The organism is Paracoccus sanguinis (genome assembly GCF_012689545.1).
Taxonomy (GTDB): Bacteria; Pseudomonadota; Alphaproteobacteria; order Rhodobacterales; family Rhodobacteraceae; genus Paracoccus; species Paracoccus panacisoli.
The window spans coordinates 2,122,908-2,149,179 of the sequence record NZ_CP051542.1 but is presented as its reverse complement, the minus strand read 5'-3'; the positions used below and the strand labels follow the sequence as shown (position 1 = coordinate 2,149,179).

Below are 26,272 nucleotides of genomic sequence, written 5' to 3'. Positions count from 1 at the left end.
CAAGGAAGGGGTGCCCATGCGCCGCGTCGTCATCACCGGGCTGGGGATCGTCTCGCCCATCGGGAACTCGGCCGCCGAGGTCGCGCAGTCGCTGAAGGACGGCCGCTCGGGCATCGTGGCGGCCCCCGAATACACCGAGCACGGGTTCCGCAGCCAGATCCACGGCAAGCCGCAGATCGTGCTCGAGGATCACATCGACAAGCGCGACCTGCGCTTCATGGGGCCGGGCGCGGCCTATAACTTCATCGCCATGGAACAGGCGATCAAGGACAGCGGGCTCGAGCCGGGCGACGTCTCGAACCCGCGCACCGGGCTGATCATGGGCTCGGGCGGGCCGTCCACCTCGAACTTCTTCCAGGCCCACCAGATCGTCATCGAGAAGGGCGCGCCGAAGCGCATGGGGCCGTTCATGGTCACCCGCTGCATGAGCAGCACGAACTCGGCCTGCCTTGCCACGCCGTTCGCCATCAAGGGCGTGAACTACTCGATCACCTCGGCCTGCTCGACCAGCGCGCATTGCATCGGCAACGGCGTCGAGCAGATCCAGATGGGCAAGCAGGACATCGTCTTCGCCGGTGGCGGCGAGGAACTGGACTGGACGCTCTCGTGCCTCTTCGACGCGATGGGGGCGATGTCGTCGAAGTACAACGACACGCCCGCGACCGCCTCGCGCCCCTTCGACGCGACCCGCGACGGGTTCGTGATCGCCGGGGGCGGCGGCGTCGTGGTGCTCGAGGAACTCGAGCACGCCCGCGCCCGCGGCGCCAAGATCTATGCCGAGGTCACCGGCTACGGCGCGACCTCGGACGGCTACGACATGGTCGCGCCCTCGGGCGAGGGCGGCGAGCGGTCGATGCGCACGGCGCTGGCCACCCTGCCCGAGGGGCGGCGGATCACCTATGTGAACGCCCACGGCACCTCGACCCCCGCCGGCGACGTCACCGAGATCAAGGCCCTGCGCCGGGTGTTCGGTGAGGGGAACGTGCCCAAGACCTCGTCCACCAAGTCGCTGACCGGCCACAGCCTCGGCGCCACCGGGGTGCACGAGGCGATCTATTCGCTGCTGATGATGGAGGGCGGCTTCATCGCCGCCAGCGCCAACATCACCCAGCTCGACCCCGAGATCCACGCGGACGAGATCGCGCTCGAGCGCATCGACGGGGTCGCCTTCGACTCGGTCCTCTCGAACAGCTTCGGCTTTGGCGGCACCAACGCCACGCTGGTCCTTTCGAAACTGCAGGACTGACAGGCATGACGGATTTGCTGAGCGGCAAGCGGGCGCTGGTGATGGGGGTCGCCAACGACCGCTCGATCGCCTGGGGGATCGCGCGGGCGCTGGCCGCCGAAGGGGCAGAGCTCGCCTTCACCTATCAGGGCGAGGCGTTCGGCAAGCGGGTCGAGCCGCTCGCGGCCAGCGTCGGGTCGGAGCTGCTGGTCGACGTGGACGTGACCGACGACGCCTCGCTTGACGCGGCCTTTGCCACGCTGGCCGAGCGCTGGGGGCGGATCGACATCCTCGTCCACGCCATCGCGTTCTCGAACAAGGACGAGCTGACCGGGCGCTTCGTCAACACCAGCCGCGCCAACTTCAAGCAGTCGCTCGACATCTCGTGCTATTCGCTGATCGAGGTCGCACGCCGGGCGCTGCCGCTGATGGGGCCGGGCAGCACCATCCTGACCCTGACCTATGGCGGGTCGAACCGGGTGACGCCGTTCTACAACGTGATGGGTGTGGCCAAGGCGGCGCTGGAATCGACCGTGCGCTACCTCGCCAACGACCTCGGCCCCGACGGCATCCGCGTCAACGCAATCTCGCCCGGGCCGATGAAGACGCTCGCCGGGGCGGCCATCGGCGGGGCCCGCAAGACCTATCGCCATACCGAGGCGAACGCGCCCTTGCGCGCCAACGCCACGCTCGAGGCGATCGGCGGGACGGCGGTGTGGCTCGCCTCGGACTGGGGCGCCTGCACGACGGGCGAGGTGGTGACGGTGGACGGCGGCTACCACGTCCTCGGGATGCCGCAGCCCGAGAACATCTGACCCGCCCTGCCGATTGCGCGGCAGCCGGAACCGCCCGATAGTCGGGTGAACCGGCGCGCCGGACGGGGGGGCACATCATGGCGATCCGAAGCATCCTGACCAGCTACACCGGCAACGGCGGGGGCGCGGCGGCGCTGCACATGGCGCTGCTGATGGTGGCCAAGTACGACGCCCGGCTGACCGCAGCCGTCTGGCAGGCGCCGAACCCGCTGCGCCGGCGCGCCGGCGCCTTCATGACGCGCGAGATCGACCGGGTGCTCGACGAGGCCGAGGCCGCCTATGTCGCCGAACGGCGCGCCGGCTTCGACGCCGCCGTGGCGGCGGCCGGGGTGGCGGAGCGGGCCGAGTTCGCCGTCCTCGACGCCCGCGGCGGCGGGCTGGCGCAGGCCGCCCGCGGGCATGACATCGTGGTGATGGGCGCCCCGATCGAGGGCGAGCCCGCCGCCGACTTCGCCGTGCGCCCCGACGTGGTCGCGCTGCGCTCGGGGCGGCCGGTGCTGATCGTCCCGCCGGGCTACGCCGAGCCCGCCATCCGCGAAACCGCCGTCGTCGCCTGGGACGGCAAGCGCGCCTCGGCCCGCGCCATGGGCGACGCCATGCACATCCTCGGCACCAAGGAGCGGGTGACCATCCTCGGCATCGGCCCCGACCTGCCGCCCGAGTTCGGGCAGGACGCGCTGCGGCTGCTGTCGCTGCACGGGATCGAGGCGGAGCTTGCCCTGCGCCCCGCCGGTGCGGGCGGGATCGGCGCGACGATCCTGCAGGCCTGCGACGACCTCGGGGCCGGGCTGCTGATCATGGGCGCCTATGAGCACAGCAAGTTCAGCGAGGACCTGCTGGGCGGGACGACGAAGGACATCCTCGCCCGCGCGCCGCTGCCGGTGCTGATGGCACACTGAGAGGCGCCGGACCGGGGCTCAGTCCTCGTCGGCCCGGAACAGCGCCAGCCCCCGGAACAGGAACGGCGCGACCAGCGCGATCGTCGCCAGCGCGATCATCACCACCGAACCGGGGTGCTGGAAGAACACCATCGGGTCGCCCTGGCTCATCTGCAGCGCGCGGCGGAACTGGCTGTCGGCCATCGGCCCGAGGATCAGGCCGACGATCACCGGCGCCACCGGATAGTCGTAGCGCCGCATCAGGAACCCCAGCACCCCGAACGCGCCGAGCAGCAGCAGCTCGACCACCGACGGGTTCGCGGCGATCGTCCCCATCGTGGCGAACACCGCGATCCCGGCATAGAGCCACGGCATCGGGATCTTGAGCAGCTGCACCCACAGCCCGACCAGCGGCAAGTTCAGGACCAGCAGCATCACGTTGGCGATGAAGAGCGAGGCGATCAGCGTCCAGACCAGTTGCGCGTGGGTGGCAAAGAGCAGCGGCCCGGGCTGGATGTTGTACTGCTGGAACCCCGCCAGCATCACCGCCGCCGTGGCCGAGGTCGGCAGCCCCAGCGTCAGCAGCGGCACGAGCGAGCCGGCGGCGCTGGCGTTGTTGGCGGCCTCGGGCCCGGCGACGCCCTCGATCGCGCCGTGGCCGAACTCTTCGGGGTGCTTCGAGAGCTTGCGCTCGGTGGTGTAGCTGAGGAATGTCGGGATCTCGGCCCCCCCCGCCGGCAGCGCCCCGATGGGGAAGCCGAAGGCCGCGCCGCGCAGCCACGGCCGCCACGAACGCGCCCAGTCGGCCCGCGTCATCCAGATCGACCCCTTGATCGGGATCGGGCGCTCGGGCGCGCGGGCGTGGCGCGAGGCGACGAACAGCGCCTCGCCGATGGCGAACAGGCCGACCGCCAGGGTGGTGACCTCGATCCCGTCGAAGAGGTTCGGCACCCCGAAGGCGAGCCGGGTCTGCCCGGTCAGCTGGTCGATCCCGATCAGCCCCAGCCACAGCCCGATGGCGAGGCTCGTCAGCCCCCGCAGCGGCGAGTTGCCGAAGGTCGCCGAGACGGTGACGAAGGCGATCAGCATCAGCCCGAAATAGTCCCACGGCCCGAACTTGACCGCGACCTTGACGAGGATCGGGGCGAGGAACGCCAGCCCCAGCGTGGCGATCAGCGCCGCCACGAACGACCCGATGGCCGCGGTCGCCAGCGCCGGCCCGCCCCGCCCCCGCCGGGCCATCTGGTTCCCCTCGAGCGCGGTGACGACCGAGGCAGCCTCGCCCGGGGTGTTAAGCAGGATGGCGGTGGTCGAGCCGCCGTACATCCCGCCGTAATAGATCCCCGCGAACATGATCAGCGAACCGCCGGGGTCGAGCTTGAACGTCACCGGCAACAAGAGCGCGACCGTCAGCGCCGGCCCGATCCCGGGCAGGACGCCGACCGCGGTTCCCAGCAGCACGCCGATGGCCGCAAAGGCGAGGTTCATCGGCGCGATGGCCGATGCGAACCCGTTCATCAGCTGGATCAGCGCGTCCATGGCGTCCCTTTCTCAGAACAGCCGTTCGAGCGGCCCGGCCGGCAGCGCCAGCCGCAGTAGCTTGTTGAAGAGCAGGAAGATCAGCGTGGCGAGCACCGCGCCGATCAGCAGGTCGGCGATCAGCGCCCGCCGGCCAAAGGCCCGCGCGGTCAGCGCAAAGAGCAGCGTCGAGCCGAGGATGAAGCCGAGCCCGGCCCAGATCGAGCCGATCAGCCCGGTGAGCGCGAGCAGGATCCAGGCGACGGCGCCCCAGTCGGCCTCCTCCGCCTCGATCCCCGGACGCATCGCCGCGAGCAGGTGCCCGGCGCCGAGGACGAGCAGCACCAGCGCGACGAAATAGGACGCCGCATCGGCGCCGACCCCGTAGTTCGCCGCCATCGTCATCCCGCGCGCGTCGAACCACGTCAGCGTGGCCAGCGCGATCAGCCCGACCCCGATCAGCGCCGTCGGACGGTGCAGCCCGGTCTGCTGGCGAAGTCCCATTCCGCGATCCTTTCCCCGCCGCGCGTCGACCCTACGCGACCTGCCGTGGCGGCAGGCGGGTCAGCCCCGCCCGCGCCGTGCTCTCGCGCCGCCCTATTGGGCGAGGCCGATGGCCTTGAGCACCTCGGTGATGCGGGTGTTCTCGGCCTCGACGAAGGCCTTGAACTCGTCCGGCCCCTGATAGGCGTCGGTCCATCCGCGAGCCTTGAGCACCTCGGCCCACTCGGGCGACTTGACGGTCTTTTCCACCGCCGCCGAGAGCGCCTGCCGGTCGGCATCGGCGAGGTCGGGGCCGGCGAAGACGCCGCGCCAGTTCTCCATCTCGACATCGACGCCCTGCGCCTTGAGCGGCTGGGCCGCGATCCCCTCGACCGGTTCGGGGTACGAGATGGCGAGCGCCCTGAGGTCGCCCGACTCGATCTGGCCCTGGAACTCGCCGTAGCCCGAGATCCCCGCCGTGACCTGCCCGCCGAGCAGCGCGGCCAGCGCCTCGCCGCCGCCCGAATAGGCGACGTAGTTGACCTTGGCCGGGTCGCCGCCCGCCGCCTGGGTGATCAGCCCGGCGAGGATGTGGTCCGCCCCGCCCGCCGAGCCACCGGCCCAGACGGTGCCGCCGACGTCCGACTTGATCTTGGCGGTCAGGTCGGCGAGCGACTGGATCGGGCTGTCCTTCGGCACCACGACCACCATGGGGTCCGAGGTCAGCCGCGCGATCGGCGTCACGTTGGTCAGGTTCACCGGCGACTTGTTGGTGATGATGGCCCCCACCATCACCAGCCCGCCGACGAGCAGCTGGTCGGCCGCGCCCTTGGCGGACTGGCTGAACTGCGCCAGCCCGACCGTGCCGCCGGCGCCGGGGACGTTCACGACCTGCACGTTCTTCGCGGTGCCGGTCTTCATCATCGTCTCTTGCAGGTTGCGGGCCAGCGAATCCCAGCCGCCGCCCGCGCCCGCCGGCGCGGTGATGGTCAGGTCGCCCAGCTCTTGCGCGGTCGCCGGCAGCGACGCGCCCAGCACGGCGGCGGCGACCACGCAGGCGGCGATGAGCCTGCGGTTGATGAACGACATGGGTTCCTCCCTCCCCTGAGTCTGCGGTTCGGGTCAGCTCGTTGGACGCGCGGCGGAACTGCAACAAATGCTTTGCCGGCCCCTTCGGGCGGCGCTTGCGGCCGCGGCGCGGATTGCCGAGAGTTGCCGCGCGGGCCGCGGGCCGCGACCGGGGGGCTTCGCGCCCCCGGACCCCCGCGGGGTATCGGGACCAGACAGAGGGGCGGGGCGATGGGTGTCGAGTTCATGACGGCGAAGGACGGGGCGCGGCTCGCCTATCGGGACGAGGGCGAGGGGCTGCCGGTCCTGTGCCTCGCCGGGCTGACCCGCAGCATGGACGATTTCGACTATCTGGCGCCGGCGCTCGCCGATTGCCGGATGATCCGCATGGACTACCGCGGCCGCGGCCAGTCCGACTGGACCGGCGCCGCGACCTACACCGTCCCGCAGGAGGGCGCGGACGCGCTCGCGCTGCTCGACCACCTCGGGATCGCGCAGGCGGCGGTGTTCGGCACCTCGCGCGGCGGGCTGATCGCGATGTATCTCGCGGCGGTGGCGAAGGACCGGCTGCTCGGCGTGTGCCTGAACGACGTCGGCCCGCAGCTCAGGGTCGAGGGGCTCGAGGCGATCACGGCTTATGTCGGCCGCCGCCCCAACGCCCGCACGCTGGCCGATGTGGTCGCACGGCTGCCGGAGACGCTGAAGGGCTTTGGCCCGGTGCCCAAGGGCCGCTGGGCCGAGGAGGCCGCGCGGCTCTATCGCCAGACCGACGACGGGGTGGCGCTGACCTATGACCCGGCCCTGCGCGAAAGCTTCCTTGCGGCGATGAAGGACCCCACGGCGACCGCCTGGCCCCTCTTCGACGCGATGGAGGGGCTGCCGCTGGCGCTGATCCACGGCGCGGGGTCGGACCTTCTGGGCGAGGATGCGGTGGCCGAGATGCGCCGCCGCCGGCCGGACATGATCTACGGGAAGGTGCCGGGGCGGGGGCATATCCCGTGGCTGGACGAGCCGGAGGCGGTGGCGGTGGTCAGGGCGTGGGTGGAGGGGGTGGAGGCTCGCACATGAGGCCGGTCTGCGAAGCAAGCGAGGCTGTGCTGCAAAGGCGAATTAAAACCTCACTTACGTGCTCCGAAAGCCAAGATTTGCCTCCGCCACTAACTCAATTTTGGATCTATTCCAATCAATTCTCGCCGGGCTACCCATTGCGTATGCTCCCGCGAAAACGCCAGCTCCGCCTCATTGACGAACTTACTCAGCTCGCTATCGCAGGTGATAAATTCTGCAGCACTGTCGATTATACCGATTTCATGGGCCGTCAACCCATAGGAAACTGCTAATTCGGCGTGCCGCCTGATTTGCATCCAGCCAATCAATGAGGTCGCCGCAACCAGCCCGGGATCGAATGAAAGCGCGGCGATCGGCGAAATTCCCAGCTCATTTGAGAAAAGACTGATGGATGCGGCAATGTACACGATCACCGTGGCGGAGACGTAGAAGAAATATGCGCGCTTATTATATTTGGCTTTTCTCCGGTACCAAGCGCGCTGTTCCGAAATTCGATTACTCCGATAGTGACTAAGACGCGTAGCGCAATCTGAACGTCGCAGCTTCATCATCTCATTTGTAACCTGCTCCTCATCCACATTAGCGGAGAGCATGGAGGACGATGCGCGATTTATTTCTAGTATTCTCCCGAGGTAAGCTTGTAAGTCCCGAACCGCGTCCATCTCGGCTCGGTCATCAAACGGCTCCGCGGCCATCGAGAACCTCCATGCCGACGTCTTTATTGATTCTGCCAGCGCCCGATATCGATACCAGTCCTGTTCAGCCTTTCCGATCATCTTAAGAACTAAGATTCCTGCCAGCACCATTAAAATAAGCAAAATAAAAACTTTCCCCAACAATAGGTGCCGCCACCCCGCGCTGAGTGCGGCCACTATCACCAGAAGAATATACTCCGATCGAAGCGCTGCAAAAAATCTTCCTTGCGATTTTGCAGATCCATCGCTTGCCGAATAGTACAACGCTGGGTACTTCATGCGATCACAATAAGCTCTAGCCACTAATCTGCCGAATGCCGGCAACTATGCTGTCGGAATTCCAGTTAACTACAAGGTCCGATTTTTCAGAGACAGCGCGCGGCATCACCCGCGCTGACCTCGGACGAACACCCAAAATCGGCTTGCCGATCTCATACGCGAAGTCCAATTCGAACTGAATCCAGTCACTATAGGCGGTCCACATCCCGCCTATAATGATGACGCACTGAGCGGGTCGTATTTGTCTCCGCAACTGCTCGGCTAACTGCGCGTCAGTAGGGAAAGCGAACGCCTTTGTTTCCGGCACAGAGCAATTCTTCCAAGAGAAGTACCCACGATTATTGAGCAAATTCACCATGGCGCAGTAACGCTCAGAGTACCGCCAGGAGTGGCTTATAAATAGAGACTTAGGTCATGTTGACAAATGGCGGAGCCAGAGGCGGATCGACGTGATGTCGATGAAGCCCAGGAAGCTTTCGGCGGTCTTGTCGTAGCGGGTGGCGACGCGACGGGCATTCTTGAGCTTGTTGAAGCACCGCTCAACGAGATTGCGCAGGCGGTAGAGCCTGCGGTCAACGGCGACCCGTAGCTTCCGGGTTTTGCGCATGGGGATGACCGGCACCACGTCGCGCACCTCCATGGTCTTGCGGATGTTGTCGGAGTCGTAGCCGCGGTCTGCGAGCAGAACGCTTGGCTCGGGCAGGTTGTCAGCCATGACCAGATCGAAGCCGAGGTAGTCCGATGTCTGCCCGGCCGTGATCTCGGTTCTCATGGGCAGGCCTGCCGCATTGACCCGCAGATGGATCTTGGTCGTGAAGCCACCTCGCGAGCGGCCGAAACCTTGGCGCGGAGTCCCCCTTTTGCGCCCGCTGCCTGATGATGAGCGCGAACCACGGTGCTGTCGATCATCTGCAGCGCATCCGGCACGATCCGGCTCTCGTTCAGCGCCTCCAGGATCTGTTCCCACAGCCCCGCCAACGTCCAGCGCCGGAACTGCCGATAGACAGACGACCATTTGCCGAACTCTTCCGGCAGGTCGCGCCAGGGCGACCCCGTTCGGGCGATCCAGAAAATCCCATCCAGAACAAGCCGATGGTTCGTGGGCTTGCGGCCGTTCGGAGAACGGACAGCCAGGATGAAGCGTTCAAAGAACGCCCACTCGTCGTTCGACATCAGGTTTCGTGCCACGCTGGTCTCCATTGCAGATACCAGCTTGAATCACGATCACCGCGCCCGGTGAATCCCTTTTGTCAACACGCCCTAGTATACACCCCACACCCCCTCAAACTCCCGCCACTCGCCCTTGCTCATACCAGAGCTCTCCTGCGTCACCGCCTCCCCCGCCAGGCGCCGCTTCAACACCTCCACCCCCTTCGCCGAGAGCACCGCGCCGCCCAGGCGGTAGTCCTCGAACGCCGCGTAGGCGAGCGGGACCCAGTCGCGGACGATCTGGCACATGGCCTCGGCGTAGACGCGGATCTCGTATTGCGCGTGCGGGTCGGCGCGCAGGCGCAGGAAGTGGAACAGGTTGTGCAGGTCGGTCTTCCAGTACCACTGGGTGTAGACGTTGGCCGGCAGGTTCATCCGCGCGAGTTCCCGCGCCAGCCCCTGCTGCGGGGTGCCGTCGGCCTGCGTGGGGGCCATCATCGCCTCGTAATGGTCATAGGCGCGGGTCGAATCGGCGCGCAGGATGTCGAGCACGCGCTGCGCCTCCTCACCTTCAAGTGCGGCGCCGCGGCCCTGGTTGTTCACCGTGGACTGCGCGGCGAGCTGTTCGGGGGCGGGGATGTAGAACTCGCGGTCGAGGATCGAGTAGCGGGCCGAGTATTCGTTCACGTTGGCGGTGCGGTGGCGGATCCACTGGCGGGCGACGAAGACCGGCAGTTTGACGTGCAGCTTGACCTCGCACATCTCGAACGGGGTCGAGTGCCAGTGCCGCATCAGGTAGCGGATCAGCCCCTCGTCGTTCGAGACCGCCTTGGTGCCGCGGCCATAGCTGACGCGGGCCGCCTGCACGATGGCCGCGTCGTCGCCCATGTAGTCGATGACCCGGATCAGCCCGTGGTCGAGCACCGGGATGGCGTGGTGCAGCCGCGCCTCCATCCCCTCGCTCACGGCGCGCAGGGTGGGGCGCGGGGTGGCGCGGGCCTCGTCGATCTCGGCTTGCTGTTCGGGGGTCAGGGGCATCGGACGACTCGGGCTGGAAAACTCCCACACATTGTGGGGCAACGGGCGGGGTGCCACAAGCGATTGCGTCGGGTGCCGGCGCGGGCCGAGGGGCGCGCGGTGGTCTGGCCTGCGGGCGGCGGGCGTGGCAGCATGGGGCGAGGGCCCCGCGGGGCGTCAGCCGAGAGGACGGGCATGAAGGTCAAGTATCTGCACACCATGGTCCGGGTCCGCGACCTGGATGCCACGCGGCGGTTCTTCGCGCTGCTGGGCCTGCGCGAGATCCGGCGGATCGACAACGAGCAGGGGCGGTTCTCGCTGGTGTTCATGGCCGCCGAGGGCGACGAGGCGGCCCCCGTCGAGCTGACCTACAACTGGGACGGCGACGAGGGGCTGCCCTCGGACAGCCGCCACTTCGGGCACCTCGCCTATGAGGTCGAGGACATCTACGCGATGTGCCAGCACCTGATGGACAACGGCGTGACCATCAACCGGCCGCCGCGCGACGGGCACATGGCGTTCGTGCGCAGCCCCGACAACATCTCGGTCGAGCTGCTGCAGGCCGGCGAGCGCCTGCCCCCGCAAGAGCCGTGGGCGAGCATGGGCAACACCGGCCACTGGTGATCGCGCGCCTGATCCTGGCCGCCGCGGCGCTGGGTGCCGCGGTGGCGCTGGCCGACCCCCTGCCCCGCCCGGGTCTCGCGCCGGCGGCCGAAACCCGCGCCGCCGCCCTGATCGGCGCCGCGCGCAGCCAGATCGGCGTGACCACCCGCTACGATCCCGCCTACGTTGCGCTGGCGTTTCCGGGCGGCGACGTGGCGCGCGACCGGGGGGTCTGCACCGACGTGCTGATCCGCGCCCTGCGGGACGCCGCGGCGCTGGACCTGCAACGGGCCGTGCACCGGGACATGACGGCGCGCTTCGCCGACTACCCGCAGAACTGGGGTCTGCGCCGCCCCGACCGCAACATCGACCACCGCCGGGTGCCGAACCTGATCGCCCTCTTCGATCACCTCGGCGCCCGCGTCGCGGACGCGCCACAGCCCGGCGACATCGTGACCGTCCTGCTGCCCGGCAACCTGCCGCACGTGATGATCGTCAGCGACCGCACCGGCCCCGACGGGCATCCGCTGGTGATCCACAACATCGGTCGCGGCACGCGCGAGGAGGATGCGCTCGACCGCTACCCCCGGACCGGGCATTTCCGCCTGACCGGGCCGGTGCTCGACCGGCTCCGCGCGCTGGACGGGTAAACCCCGCTCAGTAGATGTACCGGATCTGCTCGGACCAGAACCGCTCAACCCGGCGCAACTGCGGGTTCACCTGCTCGAGCGGCGGGTCGTCCAGCACCCCCGAGGCGGCCAGCCCCGCCGCGTGGCGGGCGAACATCCGGTAGATCATGCCCCGCACCGCCTCGCCCTGCGGGGTCAGCCGCACCCGGACCGAGCGGCGGTCCATGTCGCTGCGCTGGTGGTGGACATAGCCCATCTGCACAAGCTTCTTGAGGTTATAGCTGACGTTCGACCCCTGATACATCCCGCGCGAGCGCAGCTCGCCCGCCGAGACCTCGGCATCGCCCAGGTTATAGATGAGCAGCGCCTGCACCGGGGTCAGGTCGGTCTGGCCCAGCCGCTCGAACTCGTCCTTGACCAGGTCGAGCATCAGCCGATGCAGCCGGTCGAGGATCTGCAGCGTCTCGAGATAGACGCCGAGCCGGTCGGGGGCCGCCGCCTCGGGCGCGGCAAGGCGGGGGCCGAGCGCGGCGAACGGCGCGGCGGTGTCGGTCTGTCGCAGCGTGGCAAATCGGGTCATCTTGGCATCCGCTCCAGCGTCCTCTGGGCCGAAGCTGGACCAAAACTTCCAAGATTCGGTTAAGCGCCGCGAATTTCCCGCAGCCGCCCCGCCGCGTGGGCCGCGATCTCGTCCAGCAGCGGGCCGAGCGCCGCCGGCCCCGCCGCCTCGCCCCGCATCCGCGCCGTGACCCAGGGGTAGAGGTCCTGGTCGTTTTCCTCGAGCAGCGCCTCGAGCCGGTCGAGCGTCGCCGCGTCCATCCCCTGAAGCCGCGCATCCGCGAAGGGCCCGAGGATCAGGTCCATCTCGCGTGTGCCGCGCCGCCAGCTGCGCATCCTGAGCCGCCGCAGCCGCGCCTCGTGATCGTCCATCGCCGGTCCCCCTGGCTTGCCGGGGCGGCCGCGTCCTTGCGGCGCCCCGGGGGCGCGCCTATCACGGGGCCGTCCCCTCCCGAAAGGCGTGAAGATGAGCTTTCTGTCCCGGACGCTGGCCCGCGTCAAACCGTCGCCCACCATCGCCATGACCAACCTCGCCCGCGAGCTGGCGGCCGAAGGGCGCGACATCATCAGCCTGTCCGCCGGAGAGCCGGACTTCGACACCCCCGCCCATATCCGCGAGGCCACCAAGGCCGCCATCGACGCCGGCCGCACCCGCTATACCGCCGTGGACGGCATCCCCGAGCTCAAGCGCGCCATCGCCGACAAGTTCGCCCGCGACAACGGGCTGGACTATGCGCCGGCCGAAATCACCGTCGGCACCGGCGGCAAGCAGGTGCTGTACAACGCGCTGATGGCGACGCTGAACCCGGGCGACGAGGTGATCGTCCCGGCGCCCTACTGGGTCAGCTACCCCGACATGGTGGAACTCGCCGGCGGCACGCCGGTCATCATCACCGCAGGGCTCGATGCGGGCTACCGCATCACCGCCGCCCAACTTGAGGCGGCGATCACGCCGCGGACCAAGTGGGTGATCCTCAACTCGCCCTCGAACCCGACCGGGGCGGGCTATGCCGAGGCGCATCTGCGCGCGCTGACCGACGTGCTGATGCGCCACCCCCATGTCTGGGTGCTGGTCGACGACATCTACGAACACCTCGTCTTCGACGACTTCCGCTTCGTCACCCCGGCTCAGGTCGAGCCGCGGCTCAAGGCGCGGACGCTGACGGTGAACGGGGTCAGCAAGGCCTATGCGATGACCGGCTGGCGGATCGGCTATGCCGGCGGCCCGGCCGAGCTGATCCGGGCGATGGGCACGATCCAGTCGCAGTCGACCTCGAACCCCTGCTCGGTCAGCCAGTATGCGGCGCTGGCCGCGCTGACCGGGCCGCAGGACTACATCGCCGAAAGCCGGGCGGTGTTCCAGCGCCGCCGCGACCTCGTGGTGTCGGGGCTGAACCAGTGCGCCGGGATCGACTGCCCGACGCCCGAGGGGGCGTTCTACGTCTATCCCTCGATCGCCGGGCTGATCGGCCGGCGCACCCCGACGGGCGCCGAGATCACCGACGACGAACGCTTCGCGATGGAACTGCTGCACGCCACCGGCGTCGCCGTGGTGTTCGGCGCGGCCTTCGGGCTCAGCCCGCATTTCCGCATCAGCTACGCCGCCGCCGATGCGCAGCTGACCGAGGCGATCGCCCGCATCCGTGGCTTCTGCGGCAGCCTGACCTAAGGCGGGCGCGCCGCGGCCCCCCCGGGGTGCCGCGGCCTCCGCCCCAGCGGACAGGAACCCGTGGGCAGAGCCGGCGTTGCGGTGACGTCATCCGTCTGAAAGGCCACGCCCATGCTTCCCCACAACACCCTCGTCGTTGTCGCCGATGGCCATCAGGCCGTGCTGTTCCGCAACACCGCCAAGCAGGGCGTCGAGCTGACCGAGCAGGACCGCATCACCCCCAAGCACCTGCAGGACGAGAGCCAGGGGAACCGCCCCCCCGAGACCACCCCGCGCGAAGAGGACGAGGCGACCTTCGCCAAGCAGCTCACCGAGCGGCTGAACGCCATGGTGCTGCAGAACAAGGTCGAGGCGCTGGCCGTCGTCGCGGACCCCTCGACGCTGGGCCAGATGCGCCGCCACTACCACAAGACGCTCGAGCAGAAGCTGGTGCGCGAGGTCGCGAAGACCCTGACCAGCGCCTCGGGCGCCGAGATCGCCAAGGCGCTTGGCTGAGCGCACGCGGAGGCCGCCGCCCGACGGGCGTGGCGCCGCTGACCGGGGACCGCGATGACGCTGCTGCTGGCCGTCCTGCTGCTGATCCCGGCCGCGCTTCTGCTGCTGCGCCTGATCTATCGGCCGCCGTCGCTGGCCGGGCGCAGCACCTCGGCGGCGATCCCGGTGTCGGACCGCACCACGATGGGGCGCGCCACGCTGGCCCAAGCGGAGGGGCGTGACCACGCGAGCGGCGTCGTGGCGCTGAACGATGGCGTGGATGCCTTCGGCGCCCGGATCGCGCTGATCCGGGGTGCGGAAGAGACGCTCGACCTGCAATACTACATCTGGCAGCGTGACCTGACCGGGCTGATCCTGCTGGAGGAGATCTGGAAGGCCGCGGCGCGCGGCGTGCGGGTGCGGCTGCTGCTTGACGACAACGGCATCAGCGGCCTTGACCCCGACCTCGCGGCGCTGAACGCGCTGCCGACGGTCGAGGTGCGGCTCTTCAACCCGTTCATCCTGCGGCGGCCCAAGGCGCTCGGCTACGCCTTCGACTTCGTGCGGCTTAACCGCCGGATGCACAACAAGGCGCTGATTGCGGACGGGGCGGTGACCATCCTCGGCGGCCGCAACATCGGCGACATCTACTTCGCCTATGGCGCCGGGCCGCATTATCTCGACACCGACGTGATCGCGGTCGGCCGGGTGGCCGCCGACGCGGGCGAAGAGTTCGACCGCTACTGGGCGAGCCACTCCTCCTATCCGGCCGAGATGATCCTGCCCGCCCCGCCCCCCGAGGCGCCCACCGCCGCAGCCCTCGACGCGGCGCTCGCCGACGAATCGGCCGCCGCCTATCGGCAGGCGGTGGTCACGCGGTCGCTGGTCACGCAGATGATCGACGGGTCGCTGCCGCTCGAATGGGTGCCGGTGCAGCTCATCGGCGACGACCCGGCCAAGGGGCTGGGGCGGGTGCGCAACCGCGACCTGATGTTCGCGCGCCTCATGCGGCTGATCGCCGAGCCGGACCGCACCGTGGACATCGTCTCGGCCTATTTCGTCCCCGGCCGCTGGTTCACCGAGCGGCTGATCCGGCTGGCGGGAGAGGGGCGGCGGGTCCGCATCCTGACCAACTCGCAAGAGGCGACGGACGTGATCGTGGTCCACTCGGCCTATGTCAAATACCGCCCCGCGCTGCTCGACGGGGGGATCGAGCTCTACGAGCTGCGCGCCACCCCCGCCGCCCCGCGCGAGCCGCGGGTCCGCGGCATCTCGACCCGCGCCAGCCTGCATTCCAAGACCGTATCCATCGACGACGAGCGGGTGTTCATCGGCTCGTTCAACTTCGACCCGCGCTCGGTCATGCTCAACACCGAGATGGGGGTGCTGATCGAAAGCCCGCGGCTGGCGGCCGAGGTGAGCCGCGGAATGGACGAGGTGCTGCCGTGGCTCTCCTACGGCCCCCGCCGCGACGCGAACGGGCGGATCGTGTGGCACGAGCCGGCGGTGGAGGATGCCGAGACGATCCACCGGACCGAGCCCGGCACCAACGCGATCCAGCGCGGGACGCTGTGGCTGTTGGGGAGGCTGCCGATTGAGTGGCTGCTCTGAGGCCGGCGCGGCGGCGCGGCGGTTAAAAGGGGGTATTTGGGCCAGAAAGAAGCCCACCCTCGGTTGTCTTTCTGGCTCAAAACCCCGCCGGCCACCCGCGCCACGCGCGAGTAGCGCGGGGGGGGCCGTTACCCCGCCTTCGCGGCGCGGCGGGCGGCGTGCAGCAGCGGCTCGGTGTAGCCCGAGGGCTGCGCGGCCCCTTGCAGCACCAGATCGCGCGCGGCGTTGAAGGCCGGGCCGTCCAGCGCCGGCGCCATCGGCCGATAGGCCGGATCGCCCGCGTTCTGGGCGTCCACCTTGACCGCCATCCGGGCCATCGCGTCCTCGACCTGCGCCTCGGTGATGATCCCGTGCTTCAGCCAGTTCGCCAGATGCTGCGACGAGATCCGCAGCGTCGCCCGATCCTCCATCAGCGCCACGTCGTTGATGTCGGGCACCTTGGAACAGCCGACGCCCTGATCGACCCAGCGCACCACATACCCAAGGATCGACTGGCACGAGTTGTCGATCTCATGCGCGATCTCGGCCTCGGAGAGGTTGCGCCCGGCCAGCAGCGGCGGGGTCAGCAGCGCCGAGAGGCTCGCCGGTTCGCGGTCCCGCAGTTGCGCCTGCACCGCCGGCACCGAGGTCCGGTGATAATGCGTCGCGTGCAGCGTCGCCGCGGTGGGCGAGGGCACCCAGGCCGTGTTCGCGCCCGCCTTGGGATGGGCGCCCTTGGCCTCGAGCATCGCCGCCATGTCGTCGGGCCGCGCCCACATCCCCTTGCCGATCTGGCCCGTGCCCGCCAGCCCGACCGCAAGCCCGGTGTCGACGTTCCCCGCCTCATAGGCCGAAAGCCACGCGGCGTCCTTCATCTGCTCCTTCGGGACGACCGGCCCGGCCTCCATGCTGGTGTGGATCTCGTCGCCGGTACGGTCGAGGAAGCCGGTGTTGATGAACACCACCCGGTCCTTCACCGCCGCCATACAGGCCGCGAGATTGGCCGAGGTCCGGCGTTCCTCGTCCATCACCCCCAGCTTGACGGTGTTGCGGGGCAGGCCCAGCACATCCTCGACCCGGGCATAGAGGCGGTCGGCGAAGCCCACCTCGTCCGGCCCGTGCATCTTTGGCTTGACCACATAGACCGATCCGGTGCGCGAATTGCGCCCGCCGCCCTCGCCCAGGTCGTGCATCGCGGCGGCGACCGTCACCATCGCGTCCATGATCCCCTCGGGCGTTTCCTGCCCGTCGAGGAGCACCGCGTCGGTGGTCATCAGGTGGCCCACGTTGCGCACCAGCAGGACGGCGCGGCCGGGGTGGGTGACCTCGCGCCCGGCGGGGTCGGTGTAGGTCACGTCGGGGTTCAGCCGCCGGGTCATCTCGCGGCCGTTCTTGGTGAAGCTCTCCTCGAGCGTCCCCGTCATCAGCCCCAGCCAGTTGCGATAGACGGCCACCTTGTCCTCGGGATCGACGGCGGCGACGCTGTCCTCGCAATCCTGGATGGCGGTCAGCGCGCTTTCCAGCACCACGTCGGCGATCCCCGCCGGGTCGTCCCGGCCGATGGGCGATGCGCGGTCCACCCTGATCCGCAGCAGCAGGCCGTTCACCCGCAGCAGCACATCCTCGCCCGCGGTGCCGGCGAATTGCGCGGGATCGGCCAGCCCCGTCTCGCGCCCGCCAGCGGTAACGCGCAGCACGCCATCCGCGGGCGCCAGCGCGGTCACGTCCGCCCAGGACGCCCCGTCAAGCGGCGCCACCGCGTCGAGATGGCCGCGTGCCCAGGCGATCACCTGCGCCCCGCGCGCGGCGTCATAGCCGCCCGGCGCCGCCTGCCCCGGAATCGCGTCGGTGCCGTAGAGCGCATCATAGAGCGACCCCCAGCGCGCGTTGGCCGCATTCAGCGCAAAGCGCGCGTTCGACACCGGCACCACGAGCTGCGGCCCGGCGACCTGCGCCAGTTCCGGGTCGACGTTCGCGGTGCCCACGGTGAAGGGCGCGGGCGGCGGGACCAGATAGCCGATCTCGCGCAGGAACGCCTCATAGGCGGCCGCGTCGTGCGGCTGGCCGCGCCGGGTGCGGTGCCAGTCGTCGATCTGGCCCTGCAACGCCTCGCGCCGGGCCAGCAGCGCCCGGTTCTCGGGCCCGAGGTCGCGCAGGATCGCGGCATAGCCGTCCCAGAACGCCGCGGGCGTGACGCCGCCGGTCAGGACCTCATCCTCGACCAGCGCGGCCAGCGGGGCGGCCACCTGCAATCCGGCGCGTGCGACATACTCGGTCATCTGGTCCTCCGATCGGTTCGCGCCGTCATAATCCGGGCCACGCGGCATCGTGACAGGGCGCGGATTTTTTTCCATGATCCGGCAAAGCGAGCGAGGGGGATCATGGCCGAGAAGGACGGGGTGCAGTCGGTGGTGCGGGCGCTGTCGCTGATGCGGCTGATGGCGCAGGGCGAGGGGGGCGCCCGGCTCTCGGACCTCGCGCGGGCGGCGGGGCTGCCCGTCTCGACCGCGCACCGGCTGCTGACCACGCTGGAACAGCAGGGCTTCGCGCAGTTCGAGCCGACGGGCTCGGCCTGGCACGTCGGCCGCGACGCCTTTTCCACCGGCATGGCCTATGGCCGCCGCCTCAGCTTCGTCGCCCCGGCCCTGCCGCTCTTGCGCCGCCTGCGCGACGCCACGCGCGAGACGGCGAACCTCGGCATCCTCGACGACGACCAGCTCGTCACCGTGAGCCAGGTGGAGAGCCGAGAGATCCGCCGCGCCCTCTCGCCCCCCGGCCGCCGGGTGCCGGTGTTTTCCTCGGCGATGGGCAAGGCGATCCTCGCCACCTGGCGGGATGAGGACGTGCTGGCGCTCGCCTCGCGCGCCGGGCTGCCGCCCCTCACCTCGAAAAGCCTGCGCTCGCCCGAGGCGGCGATGGAGGACATCGCCCGCACCCGCGCCCGCGGCTGGGCGCTGGACGATGAAGAGTTCAACATGGGGATGCGCTGCCTTGCCGCCGTGGTCTGGTCCCCGCAGGGCGAGGCCGCCTGCGCGATCTCGATCTCGGGCGCGGCCGGACGGCTGACGCCCGACCGGCTCGAGGCGCTGGGGGCACGGGTGGCGCAGGCGGCGGGCGAGCTGACCGCGATGCTGGGCGGGACCGCGCCCGAGGGCTAGTCGCCCGTCCCGTTCTCGGCCGCGATCTCGGCCGCGAAGGCCGCGCCGAAGCGGTCCATCCGCGCCGCGTCGAGATAGCGTCCGAGGTCCGCGGGCCGGTCGAGCGCAATCCGCCGCAGCACGCCCGCGCTGAGCGAGAGGGGCTTTTCCGTCCCGTCCACGCCCCGCGAAAGATCCCGCGCCGCCGCCTCGAGCCGGTCGTAGAGCGCCCCCGCCCCGCGCCCGGCCAGCGCCCGGCGCGCCGGGTGCATCGGCTCGGGCGCCTCGCCCGCGATGACCTCGAGGAAGGCCGCGCCGTAGCTTTCCAGCTTCTTCGCCCCGACCCCGCCGACGCGCGCCATCTCGTCCAGCGTCGCGGGGCGCCGCTCGGCCATCTCGATCAGCGTGCGGTCGGGGAAGATCACATAGGCCGGCACCCGCTGCGCCTCGGCCAGCGCCCGCCGCTTGGCCTTGAGCGCCGAGAGCAGCGGCGCGTCCTCTTCGCTGACCTGGGCGCGCACCTCGGGGTTCTGCCGGGCGCGGGTCACGAGGTCGCGGCGCAGGGTCACGGTTTCCTCGCCGCGCAGGACCGGGTGGGCGGCGGCGGTGATCCGCAATCCGCCGTGCCGCTCGGGGTCGGGGCGGATCAGGTCGCGGCCGAGCATCTGGCGCAGGATCGCCTGCCACTGGGGCTTGGCGATCTCGCGCCCGACGCCGAAGGTCGGCAGATGGTCGTGGCCGCGCGCCGTGACCTTGTCGGTGGCGGTCCCGGTCAGCACGTCGATGATGTGGCCCTGGCCGAAGCTCTCACCCGTGCGCAGCACCGCCGAAAGGGCCATCCGCACCGGCTGGGTGGCGTCCCAGACCTCGGGCGGGCTGTCGCAGATGTCGCAGTTGCCGCACGGCGCCGCGTCCTCGCCGAAATATCCCAGCAGAACCTGCCGCCGGCAGCGGCTCGCCTCGGCCAGCCCGAGCAGTGCGTTCAGCCGCGCGTGGTCGGCCTCTTTCCGGTCGGCGGGGGCCAGCCCCTCGTCGATCTGGCTGCGGCGCAGGCGGATGTCCTCGGGGCCGTAGAGCGTCAGCGTCTCGGCCGGGGCGCCGTCGCGGCCGGCGCGGCCGATCTCCTGGTAATAGGCCTCGATCGACTTGGGCAGGTCGGCGTGGGCGACCCAGCGGATGTCGGGCTTGTCGATCCCCATGCCAAAGGCGACCGTGGCCGCGACGACCAGCCCGTCCTCGCGCTGGAACCGCGTCTCGGCGGCGCGGCGGGCCTCGGCCTCCATCCCGCCGTGATAGGCGAGCGCGGGGATGCCGGCGGCGTTCAGCGCCGCCTCGAGCGTCTCGGTCTTGGCGCGGGTGGCACAGTAGACGATGCCCGACTGCCCGCGGCGGGCGGCGGCGAAGTCCATGATCTGCCGGCGCGGCCCGTCCTTGGGCTGGAAGGCGAGGTGGATGTTCGGCCGGTCGAAGCCGCGCAGGAACACCTGCGGCGCGGCGCCCCCGAACAGGCGGGCGACGATCTCGTCCCGGGTCTCGGCGTCGGCGGTGGCGGTGAACGCCGCCAGCGGCACGCCCAGCGCCTGCCGCAGCTCGCCCACGCGCAGGTAGTCGGGGCGGAAGTCATGCCCCCACTGGCTGACGCAATGCGCCTCGTCCACGGCGATGGCGGTGACACCTGCGCGGCGCAGCATCGGCACCGTCGCCCCCGAGGCGAGCCGCTCGGGCGCCATGTAGAGGATCTTCAGCGCCCCCTCACGCAACCCGGCGAAGACGGCGTCCGTCTCGGCCTCGGTGTTGCCCGAGGTCAGCGCGCCGGCCGCCACCCCCGCCTCGCGCAGGCTGCGCACCTGGTCGCGCATCAGCGCGATGAGGGGCGAGATGACCACGGTCACCCCCTCGCGCATCAGCGCCGGGAGTTGGTAGCAGAGCGACTTGCCGCCGCCCGTCGGCATGATCGCCAAGACGTCGCGGCCCGCGGCCACCGCCTCGACGATCTCCTGCTGGCCGGGGCGGAATCCGTCGAAGCCCCAGACCTCGCGCAGCAGGTCGGCGGGCATCAGTAGCCGAGGAAGAACCCGGCGTTGTTCACCAGCGCCCGTTGCAGGATGATGATGCCGATGAACACCACCAGTGGCGCGAGGTCGAGCCCGCCGAGGTCGGGGATGACGCTGCGGATCGGGCGGTAGATCGGCTCGAGCAGCCGGTTCAGCCCGTCCCAGACCTGCGCGACGAGCGGCTGGCGCAGGTTCAGAACCTGGAAGTTGATCAGCCACGACATGATGATGTGGGCGATCATGATGAACCACATCACGTCGAGGATCAGCATCAGCGCCTGGAACAGCGTGGTCATCGCGGGGGCCTCATCGGTGGGGCGGGTCAGCTTGGGGCGGGCGTGGCCCATCAGCTAGGCCATGCCGCCCCCGCACGCAACCCGCGCGGCGCCTGTGCCCGCGCCCGTGACCGCGCCCGCGCCCGTGCCGCGTCCGCGTCCACCGCGCCCGTGCCCGTGCCAGCACCCCCACCTGCGACAACCCCGCCCGCGCCCTGCCGCGGCGTCCGGGTTGACGCCCCCTGCCCCCGCCGCTAGCCGCAGGGTCAACCGAGGGGTGCCGCCCAGGGAGCCGCCATGTATCCGCTGATCCGTTTCGCCCGCGAAGTCATGGCCGCCCGCCGTGCCCCCCGCCTGCCGCCGATGGGCGCCCATGTCTCGACCCACCGGGTCTGGCCCTGGGACCTCGACCCGTGGTGGGAGCTGAACAACGGCCGCACGCTGACGCTCTATGACCTCGGGCGCATCCCGATGGCGATCCGGCTGGGGATCGTCCAGGCGATGCGCGAGAACGGCTGGGGCTTCACCGTCGCCGGCAACAGCGTCCGCTATCGCAAGCGGATCAAGCTGTTCCACCGCTTCACCCAGGTCAGCCGCACGCTGGGCTGGGACGGGCGGTTCCTCTACATGGACCAGTCGATGTGGATCGAGGGCGAGTGCGCCAACCACATGCTGTTGCGCGTGGCCATCGTCGGCAGCGGCCGCAAGGGCATCGTGACGCCCGCCGAGTTCATGGCCGCGCTCGGCTATCATGGCGAAAGCCCGGCCCTGCCCGACTGGGTCCACGCCTGGATCGCCGCCGACGCCCAGCGCCCCTGGCCCCCGGTCCTGCCCGAGACACTCGAGCGCCGCACCGACGACCTGCCCGCCTGAGCCGCGCCGCGCCTGACCCTGCCGCTGCGACGGGTATTTGAGCCAGAAAGAAGCCGGCGCCAGTCTTCTTTCTGGCCCAAATACCCATGTCCCGCCGGGCCGCCAGCGCCCGCGCCGGGCAGCGCTTGCCAGCCCGGCGGGTTTCGGTCTTGATGCGCCCGACTGGCCAGCAGGGAGCCGCCATGAACCGCAAGCGCATCTGGGGATGGTGGTTCTTCGACTGGGCGAGCCAGCCCTATGCGACGCTGCTTCTGACCTTCATCTTCTCGATCTACTTCGCCGAGGTCGCCCAGCACCGGCTGGTCGCCGAGGGGGTGGACCCGGCCGCCGCCGGCGCGCAGGCGCAGGCGATGTGGGGCTGGGCGCTGTCGCTCGCCGGGGTGGTGATCGCGGTGCTGGCCCCGATCCTCGGCGCGGTAGCCGACACCACCGGGCGGCGGATGCCGTGGATCTGGCTCTTCTCCGGCTTCTACGTCGTGGGCGCGGCCGGGCTGTGGGTGCTCGCCCCAGATGGCGGGATGCTGGTCCCGGCGCTGATGTTCTTCGGCATTGGCCTGATCGGGATGGAGTTCACGACCATCTTCACCAACGCCCTGATGCCGACGCTGACCAGCCGCGAGGACATGGGGCGCGTCTCGGGCTCGGGCTTCGCCTTCGGCTATGCGGGGGGCGTGGTCTCGCTGATCGTGATGCTGGCGCTGTTTGCCGAAAGCGCCACGACCGGGCTGACGCTGATCGGCCAGCCGCCGGCGCTGGGGCTCGACCCCGCGCTGCGCGAGGGCACGCGCTTCGTCGGGCCGTTCACCGCGATCTGGTATGCGGTGTTCATGGTCCCGTTCTTCCTCTGGGTGCGCGAGCCCGCCGGCGCGGGCCGGCCGCTGCGGCTGGGCGTGGCGATGCGCGACCTCGGGCGGCTGATCGCCAGCCTGCGGCAGCGCCGGTCGCTGGCGGCGTGGCTGCTGTCCTCGATGTTCTCGCGCGATGCGCTGAACGCGCTCTACGGCTTCGGCGGGGTCTATGCCGGGACGGTGCTCGGCTGGCCGGTGATCTGGTCGGGGATCTTCGGCGTGGTCAGCGCGGTGTCGGCGGCGGTGATCTCGTGGATCGGCGGGCGGGCCGACCGGCGCTGGGGGCCGAAGCCGGTCATCATCGGCTGCATCCTCGCCCTCATCGCCGTCTGCACGATCGTCGTCGGCATGAGCCGCGCGCAGTTCATGGGCCTTGCCCTCGCCGCCGACTCGCGCCTGCCCGACGCGGTGTTCTTTGCCTGCGGCGTGGCGATCGGCGGCGCCGGCGGGATGATGCAGGCCGCGAGCCGCACCATGATGGTGCGCCACACCACCCCCGACCGCGCCACCGAGGCCTTCGGGCTCTACGCGCTGTCGGGCAAGGCCACCTCGTTCCTCGCGCCGTTCCTCATCGCCACGGTCACCACCGCGACCGGCAGCCAGCGGATCGGCATATCGCCGCTGATCGTGATGTTCCTTCTGGCGCTCGTCCTGCTAGTCTGGGTCGAACCAGAGGGAGATCCCGGTCCGTGATGGGCAAGATCAGACATCTCGCCGCCGCCGCGCTGCTGGCGCTGGCCACCCTGCCGGCCAGCCCGGCGGCCGCCGCCGACCCGCTCGCCAAGGACGTGTTCGGGGCCTTCCGCACCTCGAACGGCGGGGCGCCCGCGGCCATCGGCGGCTATTCGCGCGGCTGCGCCTCGGGGAACATCCAGCTGCCCGAGACCGGCCCGACGTGGCAGGCCATGCGCCTGTCGCGCAACCGCAACTGGGGCAACCCGCAGCTCGTGCAGTTCCTGATGGACCTGTCGCGGCAGGCCACCCGCTTCGGCTGGGCCGGCCTCTACATCGGCGACATGAGCCAGCCGCTGGGCGGGCCGATGGTTTCGGGCCACGCGAGCCACCAGATCGGGCTCGACGCCGACATCTGGATGCTGCCGCCGCGCTCGCTGCGGCTGTCGCCGGCCGAGCGCGAGTCGATCTCGTCGCAGTCGGTGGTGGCCAAGGGCGGGATCAGGCCGAGCCCGCTGTGGTCGGCGAGCCATCATGCGCTGCTGCGCGCCGCAGCCTCTGACCGGCGGGTGGCCCGGATCTTCGTCGATCCGGTCGCCAAGGTCGCCATGTGCCAGGCCGAGCGCGGCAACCGCGCCTATCTGCGCAAGATCAGGCCCATCAACAACCACGACTACCATTTCCACGTCCGGCTCGCCTGCACCAACGCCGGCTGCCAGGACCAGGACCCGCCGCCGCCCGGGGACGGCTGCGCCGAGGCGCAGCAGTGGATCGCCAACCGCATCAACCCGCCGCCCGCCCCGCCGCCTGACCCCGAATACCGCCATCCGCGCAGTTTCAGGCTGAGCGAGATGCCGCCCGGATGCCGCGCCCTCGTCGCACGCTGATCGCGGCGGCGGCGGGACTGGCGTGGCTGGCGGGCGGGCCGGCGCTGCCGCCCGCCGGTGCCGGGATCGCCGCGGCGGCCGCGCCCGCCGCCGAATCCCCCATCGTCGAACCGCTGGGCGCCTTCGTCTGGCGCAACGGTGACGAGGATTTCGGCGGCTTCTCGGGCCTCGAGCTCAGCGACGACGGCAGCCGCTACTGGGCGCTCTCGGACCGCGGCACGCTGCGTTGGGGCAGCATCGACCGTGACGGCCAGGGCCGCATCGTCCGGCTGACCACCGCCGGCAGCGCCCGGCTGCAGGACAGCCGCGGCCGCAAGCTCAAGCCCGGCTATCTGGGCGACGCCGAGGGGCTGGCCATCGACGCCGAGGGCCGCATCTTCGTCAGCTTCGAGGGGCTGGACCGCATCGCCCGCTTCGACGACCCCGACCAGCCGGCGGTGGTCGTCCCCCGCGCCCCCGCCTTCCGCGCCCTCAAGCGCAACGCCGGGCTCGAGGCGCTGGCCGTGACGCCCTCGGGCGACCTGCTGACCATGCCCGAAGACTGGCGCGAGGAGGATCAGGGCGACGGGTCGAGCTTCCCCGTCTGGCGCTTCCGCAACGGCGCGTGGTCCACGCCCTACCGCCTGCCCCGCGACCCTCGCTGGGCGCCGGTCGGGGCCGACGTCGGCCCGGACGGCAAGCTCTACGTCCTCGAACGCGACTTCCGCGGCGTGCTGGGGTTTTCCAGCCGCGTCCGGCGCTTCGCGCTGTCCGAGGACCGGCTGGGCCCGCCCGAGCTGCTGCTCGAATCGATCCCGCTGCAATATGACAATCTCGAGGGGATCGCGGTCTGGGCCGACGGCCAGGGCATTCGCGTGACCATGATCTCGGACGACAACTTCCTGTTCGTGCAGCAGACCCAGCTGGTCGAGTTCCGGGTCCGCGAGCGTCCCGGCGCCCCCGCCGCGGACACCCCCGCGACGGCGACCGCCCCGGCCCCGCCGCTGTCCTTCGCGGCCCCCGCGGACTAGCCCCGCGCCACACAGGGCGGCCGGCCGCGGCTTGACGCACCCGGCCCGCGCCGCTAAGCGCGGCCCGTCCCGCCGTGCGGGGCCGAGTTCTTCCGCTACCTTGTAAAACGGATAAATCCCATGCCGCGTCTCATGCCCGCCATTCTGGCGATGGCGGCCACCGTGCTGGCCTCGAACATCCTCGTGCAGTTCATGCTGGGCGACTGGCTGACCTGGGGGGCGCTGACCTATCCCATCGCCTTTCTCGTCACCGACCTGACCAACCGCATCCACGGCGTGCGCGACGCCCGCCGGGTCGTGCTGGCCGGGTTCGCCGTCGGCGTGGCGAGTTCGCTGGTCGCGGCGGGGTTCGACAAGACCACGCTTCGGATCGCCATCGGCTCGGGGACGGCGTTCCTCGTCGCGCAGCTCGTTGACGTGGCGGTGTTCGACCGGCTGCGCTTCCGCAGCTGGTGGCAGGCGCCGTTCCTGTCCTCGCTCGTCGGGTCGGCCATCGACACGGCGCTGTTCTTCTCGATCGCCTTCGCTGCCGCCCTGCCCGCCGACGCCAACACCGGTTGGGCGAACGAGCTGGTGCCGCTGCTGGGCCACGGCCCGGCGCTGCCGCTGTGGCAGTCGCTGGCGGCGGCCGACTGGGGGGTCAAGATGGCGCTCGCCGTGCTGGCGCTTGTGCCCTACAACGGGCTCGTCCGCAAAATCTTGTCCCGGCCGGTCGAAAACTGATTGACTTGCTTCGGCGCTATGGCACCCTCCGCCTTACTATCAACCCATTGAAAGGAGGTGGTCCAGTGTCGAGAG

26 protein-coding genes and 1 pseudogene are annotated in these 26,272 nt (G+C 70.2%); 15 read left to right on the top strand and 12 right to left on the bottom strand.

Features of this window, described 5'->3' with window-relative positions; genetic code table 11:
• Positions 1-16: 16 nt before the first annotated feature.
• The 3 genes from fabB (at position 17) to HGN31_RS10235 (ending at position 2,939) form a co-directional block, all read left to right on the top strand.
• Positions 17-1,246, top strand: coding sequence for a beta-ketoacyl-ACP synthase I (fabB, locus tag HGN31_RS10245; protein ID WP_036704579.1), 1,230 nt, complete (start codon positions 17-19; stop codon positions 1,244-1,246).
• Positions 1,247-1,251: 5 nt separating this feature from the next.
• Positions 1,252-2,040, top strand: coding sequence for an enoyl-ACP reductase FabI (locus tag HGN31_RS10240; RefSeq protein ID WP_168783113.1), 789 nt, complete (start codon positions 1,252-1,254; stop codon positions 2,038-2,040).
• A 77-nt stretch (positions 2,041-2,117) separates the two neighbouring features.
• The gene (locus HGN31_RS10235) at positions 2,118-2,939 is read left to right on the top strand and encodes a universal stress protein (RefSeq protein WP_168783112.1); all 822 of its coding nucleotides are present in this window, start codon (positions 2,118-2,120) and stop codon (positions 2,937-2,939) included.
• An 18-nt stretch (positions 2,940-2,957) separates the two neighbouring features.
• Here the strand turns inward: HGN31_RS10235 and HGN31_RS10230 are convergent, their stop codons facing one another.
• The 3 genes from HGN31_RS10230 to HGN31_RS10220 form a co-directional block, all read right to left on the bottom strand.
• Positions 2,958-4,457 carry a tripartite tricarboxylate transporter permease gene (locus HGN31_RS10230; protein ID WP_168783111.1) on the bottom strand — a complete coding sequence of 500 codons (1,500 nt, stop codon included), beginning with the start codon at positions 4,455-4,457 and terminating at the stop codon, positions 2,958-2,960.
• Between the two features lie 12 nt (positions 4,458-4,469).
• Positions 4,470-4,940 (bottom strand): tripartite tricarboxylate transporter TctB family protein, encoded by a 471-nt coding sequence (locus HGN31_RS10225; RefSeq protein WP_168783110.1) that lies wholly within the window; start codon positions 4,938-4,940, stop codon positions 4,470-4,472.
• Between the two features lie 93 nt (positions 4,941-5,033).
• On the bottom strand, positions 5,034-6,008 hold the full coding sequence (locus HGN31_RS10220; protein ID WP_168783109.1) for a Bug family tripartite tricarboxylate transporter substrate binding protein: 975 nt from the start codon (positions 6,006-6,008) through the stop codon (positions 5,034-5,036).
• A 210-nt stretch (positions 6,009-6,218) separates the two neighbouring features.
• Between HGN31_RS10220 and HGN31_RS10215 the strand changes: the two genes are divergently transcribed.
• Complete coding sequence (locus HGN31_RS10215; protein ID WP_168783108.1) at positions 6,219-7,055, top strand: alpha/beta fold hydrolase; 837 nt, start codon at positions 6,219-6,221, stop codon at positions 7,053-7,055.
• 89 nt (positions 7,056-7,144) lie between these two features.
• Here HGN31_RS10215 and HGN31_RS10210 read toward each other — a convergent pair whose 3' ends face one another.
• The 4 genes and pseudogenes from HGN31_RS10210 to thyX all read right to left on the bottom strand — a co-directional run bounded on the left by HGN31_RS10210 (position 7,145) and on the right by thyX (position 10,216).
• On the bottom strand, positions 7,145-8,014 hold the full coding sequence (locus HGN31_RS10210) for a DUF4231 domain-containing protein (RefSeq protein ID WP_168783107.1): 870 nt from the start codon (positions 8,012-8,014) through the stop codon (positions 7,145-7,147).
• Positions 8,015-8,045: 31 nt separating this feature from the next.
• Positions 8,046-8,387, bottom strand: coding sequence for a TIR domain-containing protein (locus HGN31_RS16785; RefSeq protein WP_425325317.1), 342 nt, complete (start codon positions 8,385-8,387; stop codon positions 8,046-8,048).
• A 54-nt stretch (positions 8,388-8,441) separates the two neighbouring features.
• A pseudogene (locus HGN31_RS10200) lies at positions 8,442-9,202 on the bottom strand (IS5 family transposase).
• 87 nt (positions 9,203-9,289) lie between these two features.
• Complete coding sequence (thyX, locus tag HGN31_RS10195; protein WP_168783106.1) at positions 9,290-10,216, bottom strand: FAD-dependent thymidylate synthase; 927 nt, start codon at positions 10,214-10,216, stop codon at positions 9,290-9,292.
• A 174-nt stretch (positions 10,217-10,390) separates the two neighbouring features.
• On the opposite strand from thyX, the gene HGN31_RS10190 reads away from it, so the two are divergent.
• Positions 10,391-10,819 carry a VOC family protein gene (locus tag HGN31_RS10190; RefSeq protein ID WP_036704210.1) on the top strand — a complete coding sequence of 143 codons (429 nt, stop codon included), beginning with the start codon at positions 10,391-10,393 and terminating at the stop codon, positions 10,817-10,819.
• Entirely contained in the window at positions 10,816-11,448 is a 633-nt protein-coding gene (locus tag HGN31_RS10185; protein ID WP_211096284.1) for a DUF1287 domain-containing protein, read from the top strand. The genes HGN31_RS10190 and HGN31_RS10185 overlap by 4 nt, the downstream gene beginning before the upstream one ends.
• Positions 11,449-11,455: 7 nt before the next feature.
• Here the strand turns inward: HGN31_RS10185 and HGN31_RS10180 are convergent, their stop codons facing one another.
• Positions 11,456-12,007, bottom strand: coding sequence for a MarR family winged helix-turn-helix transcriptional regulator (locus HGN31_RS10180; protein ID WP_052171982.1), 552 nt, complete (start codon positions 12,005-12,007; stop codon positions 11,456-11,458).
• Positions 12,008-12,066: 59 nt separating this feature from the next.
• Entirely contained in the window at positions 12,067-12,357 is a 291-nt protein-coding gene (locus tag HGN31_RS10175) for an FAD assembly factor SdhE (RefSeq protein WP_036704209.1), read from the bottom strand.
• 94 nt (positions 12,358-12,451) lie between these two features.
• Here HGN31_RS10175 and HGN31_RS10170 point away from each other — a divergent pair, with 94 nt between their 5' ends.
• From HGN31_RS10170 to HGN31_RS10160, 3 genes are all read left to right on the top strand, one after another.
• Positions 12,452-13,654, top strand: a complete 1,203-nt coding sequence (locus HGN31_RS10170; protein ID WP_168783104.1) for a pyridoxal phosphate-dependent aminotransferase — start codon at positions 12,452-12,454, stop codon at positions 13,652-13,654.
• A 111-nt stretch (positions 13,655-13,765) separates the two neighbouring features.
• Entirely contained in the window at positions 13,766-14,149 is a 384-nt protein-coding gene (locus HGN31_RS10165; RefSeq protein WP_168783103.1) for a host attachment family protein, read from the top strand.
• A gap of 54 nt (positions 14,150-14,203) precedes the next feature.
• Positions 14,204-15,739, top strand: a complete 1,536-nt coding sequence (locus HGN31_RS10160; protein ID WP_168783102.1) for a phospholipase D-like domain-containing protein — start codon at positions 14,204-14,206, stop codon at positions 15,737-15,739.
• 128 nt (positions 15,740-15,867) lie between these two features.
• Here the strand turns inward: HGN31_RS10160 and HGN31_RS10155 are convergent, their stop codons facing one another.
• A complete protein-coding gene (locus HGN31_RS10155) occupies positions 15,868-17,997 on the bottom strand; it encodes a malate synthase G (protein ID WP_168783101.1) in 2,130 nt (709 codons plus the stop codon).
• Between the two features lie 102 nt (positions 17,998-18,099).
• On the opposite strand from HGN31_RS10155, the gene HGN31_RS10150 reads away from it, so the two are divergent.
• A complete protein-coding gene (locus HGN31_RS10150; protein WP_036711761.1) occupies positions 18,100-18,876 on the top strand; it encodes an IclR family transcriptional regulator in 777 nt (258 codons plus the stop codon).
• Here HGN31_RS10150 and recQ read toward each other — a convergent pair.
• Positions 18,873-20,912 (bottom strand): DNA helicase RecQ, encoded by a 2,040-nt coding sequence (recQ, locus tag HGN31_RS10145; protein ID WP_168783100.1) that lies wholly within the window; start codon positions 20,910-20,912, stop codon positions 18,873-18,875. The two genes, HGN31_RS10150 and recQ, sit on opposite strands and share 4 nt — an antisense overlap.
• A complete protein-coding gene (locus HGN31_RS10140; RefSeq protein WP_036704211.1) occupies positions 20,912-21,205 on the bottom strand; it encodes a YggT family protein in 294 nt (97 codons plus the stop codon). Before HGN31_RS10140 ends, recQ begins: the two co-directional genes overlap by 1 nt.
• Before the next feature lie 276 nt (positions 21,206-21,481).
• On the opposite strand from HGN31_RS10140, the gene HGN31_RS10135 reads away from it, so the two are divergent.
• The 5 genes from HGN31_RS10135 to HGN31_RS10115 all read left to right on the top strand — a co-directional run bounded on the left by HGN31_RS10135 (position 21,482) and on the right by HGN31_RS10115 (position 26,197).
• Entirely contained in the window at positions 21,482-22,057 is a 576-nt protein-coding gene (locus HGN31_RS10135) for an acyl-CoA thioesterase (protein ID WP_036712721.1), read from the top strand.
• Between the two features lie 182 nt (positions 22,058-22,239).
• Positions 22,240-23,598: an MFS transporter gene (locus tag HGN31_RS10130; RefSeq protein WP_168783099.1), complete on the top strand. Its 1,359-nt coding sequence runs from the start codon at positions 22,240-22,242 to the stop codon at positions 23,596-23,598.
• Positions 23,598-24,464 carry a penicillin-insensitive murein endopeptidase gene (gene mepA / locus HGN31_RS10125; RefSeq protein WP_036732276.1) on the top strand — a complete coding sequence of 289 codons (867 nt, stop codon included), beginning with the start codon at positions 23,598-23,600 and terminating at the stop codon, positions 24,462-24,464. The genes HGN31_RS10130 and mepA overlap by 1 nt, the downstream gene beginning before the upstream one ends.
• Complete coding sequence (locus tag HGN31_RS10120; RefSeq protein ID WP_168783098.1) at positions 24,440-25,474, top strand: esterase-like activity of phytase family protein; 1,035 nt, start codon at positions 24,440-24,442, stop codon at positions 25,472-25,474. The genes mepA and HGN31_RS10120 overlap by 25 nt, the downstream gene beginning before the upstream one ends.
• 120 nt (positions 25,475-25,594) lie before the next feature.
• Positions 25,595-26,197: a VUT family protein gene (locus tag HGN31_RS10115; RefSeq protein ID WP_168783097.1), complete on the top strand. Its 603-nt coding sequence runs from the start codon at positions 25,595-25,597 to the stop codon at positions 26,195-26,197.
• Positions 26,198-26,272 lie beyond the last annotated feature (75 nt).

Coding starts and splice junctions, on each gene's coding strand:
- HGN31_RS10220 (WP_168783109.1), bottom strand. CDS start 6,008: ATGTCGTTCATCAACCGCAGGCTCATCGCCGCCTGCGTGGTCGCCGCC.
- recQ (WP_168783100.1), bottom strand. CDS start 20,912: ATGCCCGCCGACCTGCTGCGCGAGGTCTGGGGCTTCGACGGATTCCGC.
- HGN31_RS10215 (WP_168783108.1), top strand. CDS start 6,219: ATGGGTGTCGAGTTCATGACGGCGAAGGACGGGGCGCGGCTCGCCTAT.
- HGN31_RS10160 (WP_168783102.1), top strand. CDS start 14,204: ATGACGCTGCTGCTGGCCGTCCTGCTGCTGATCCCGGCCGCGCTTCTG.
- HGN31_RS10225 (WP_168783110.1), bottom strand. CDS start 4,940: ATGGGACTTCGCCAGCAGACCGGGCTGCACCGTCCGACGGCGCTGATC.
- HGN31_RS10130 (WP_168783099.1), top strand. CDS start 22,240: ATGAACCGCAAGCGCATCTGGGGATGGTGGTTCTTCGACTGGGCGAGC.
- HGN31_RS10240 (WP_168783113.1), top strand. CDS start 1,252: ATGACGGATTTGCTGAGCGGCAAGCGGGCGCTGGTGATGGGGGTCGCC.
- HGN31_RS10230 (WP_168783111.1), bottom strand. CDS start 4,457: ATGGACGCGCTGATCCAGCTGATGAACGGGTTCGCATCGGCCATCGCG.
- HGN31_RS10180 (WP_052171982.1), bottom strand. CDS start 12,007: ATGACCCGATTTGCCACGCTGCGACAGACCGACACCGCCGCGCCGTTC.
- HGN31_RS10165 (WP_168783103.1), top strand. CDS start 13,766: ATGCTTCCCCACAACACCCTCGTCGTTGTCGCCGATGGCCATCAGGCC.
- HGN31_RS10235 (WP_168783112.1), top strand. CDS start 2,118: ATGGCGATCCGAAGCATCCTGACCAGCTACACCGGCAACGGCGGGGGC.
- HGN31_RS10140 (WP_036704211.1), bottom strand. CDS start 21,205: ATGACCACGCTGTTCCAGGCGCTGATGCTGATCCTCGACGTGATGTGG.
- HGN31_RS10175 (WP_036704209.1), bottom strand. CDS start 12,357: ATGGACGATCACGAGGCGCGGCTGCGGCGGCTCAGGATGCGCAGCTGG.
- HGN31_RS10155 (WP_168783101.1), bottom strand. CDS start 17,997: ATGACCGAGTATGTCGCACGCGCCGGATTGCAGGTGGCCGCCCCGCTG.
- thyX (WP_168783106.1), bottom strand. CDS start 10,216: ATGCCCCTGACCCCCGAACAGCAAGCCGAGATCGACGAGGCCCGCGCC.
- mepA (WP_036732276.1), top strand. CDS start 23,598: ATGGGCAAGATCAGACATCTCGCCGCCGCCGCGCTGCTGGCGCTGGCC.
- HGN31_RS10135 (WP_036712721.1), top strand. CDS start 21,482: ATGTATCCGCTGATCCGTTTCGCCCGCGAAGTCATGGCCGCCCGCCGT.
- fabB (WP_036704579.1), top strand. CDS start 17: ATGCGCCGCGTCGTCATCACCGGGCTGGGGATCGTCTCGCCCATCGGG.
- HGN31_RS10120 (WP_168783098.1), top strand. CDS start 24,440: ATGCCGCGCCCTCGTCGCACGCTGATCGCGGCGGCGGCGGGACTGGCG.
- HGN31_RS10115 (WP_168783097.1), top strand. CDS start 25,595: ATGCCGCGTCTCATGCCCGCCATTCTGGCGATGGCGGCCACCGTGCTG.
- HGN31_RS10170 (WP_168783104.1), top strand. CDS start 12,452: ATGAGCTTTCTGTCCCGGACGCTGGCCCGCGTCAAACCGTCGCCCACC.
- HGN31_RS16785 (WP_425325317.1), bottom strand. CDS start 8,387: ATGGTGAATTTGCTCAATAATCGTGGGTACTTCTCTTGGAAGAATTGC.
- HGN31_RS10190 (WP_036704210.1), top strand. CDS start 10,391: ATGAAGGTCAAGTATCTGCACACCATGGTCCGGGTCCGCGACCTGGAT.
- HGN31_RS10150 (WP_036711761.1), top strand. CDS start 18,100: ATGGCCGAGAAGGACGGGGTGCAGTCGGTGGTGCGGGCGCTGTCGCTG.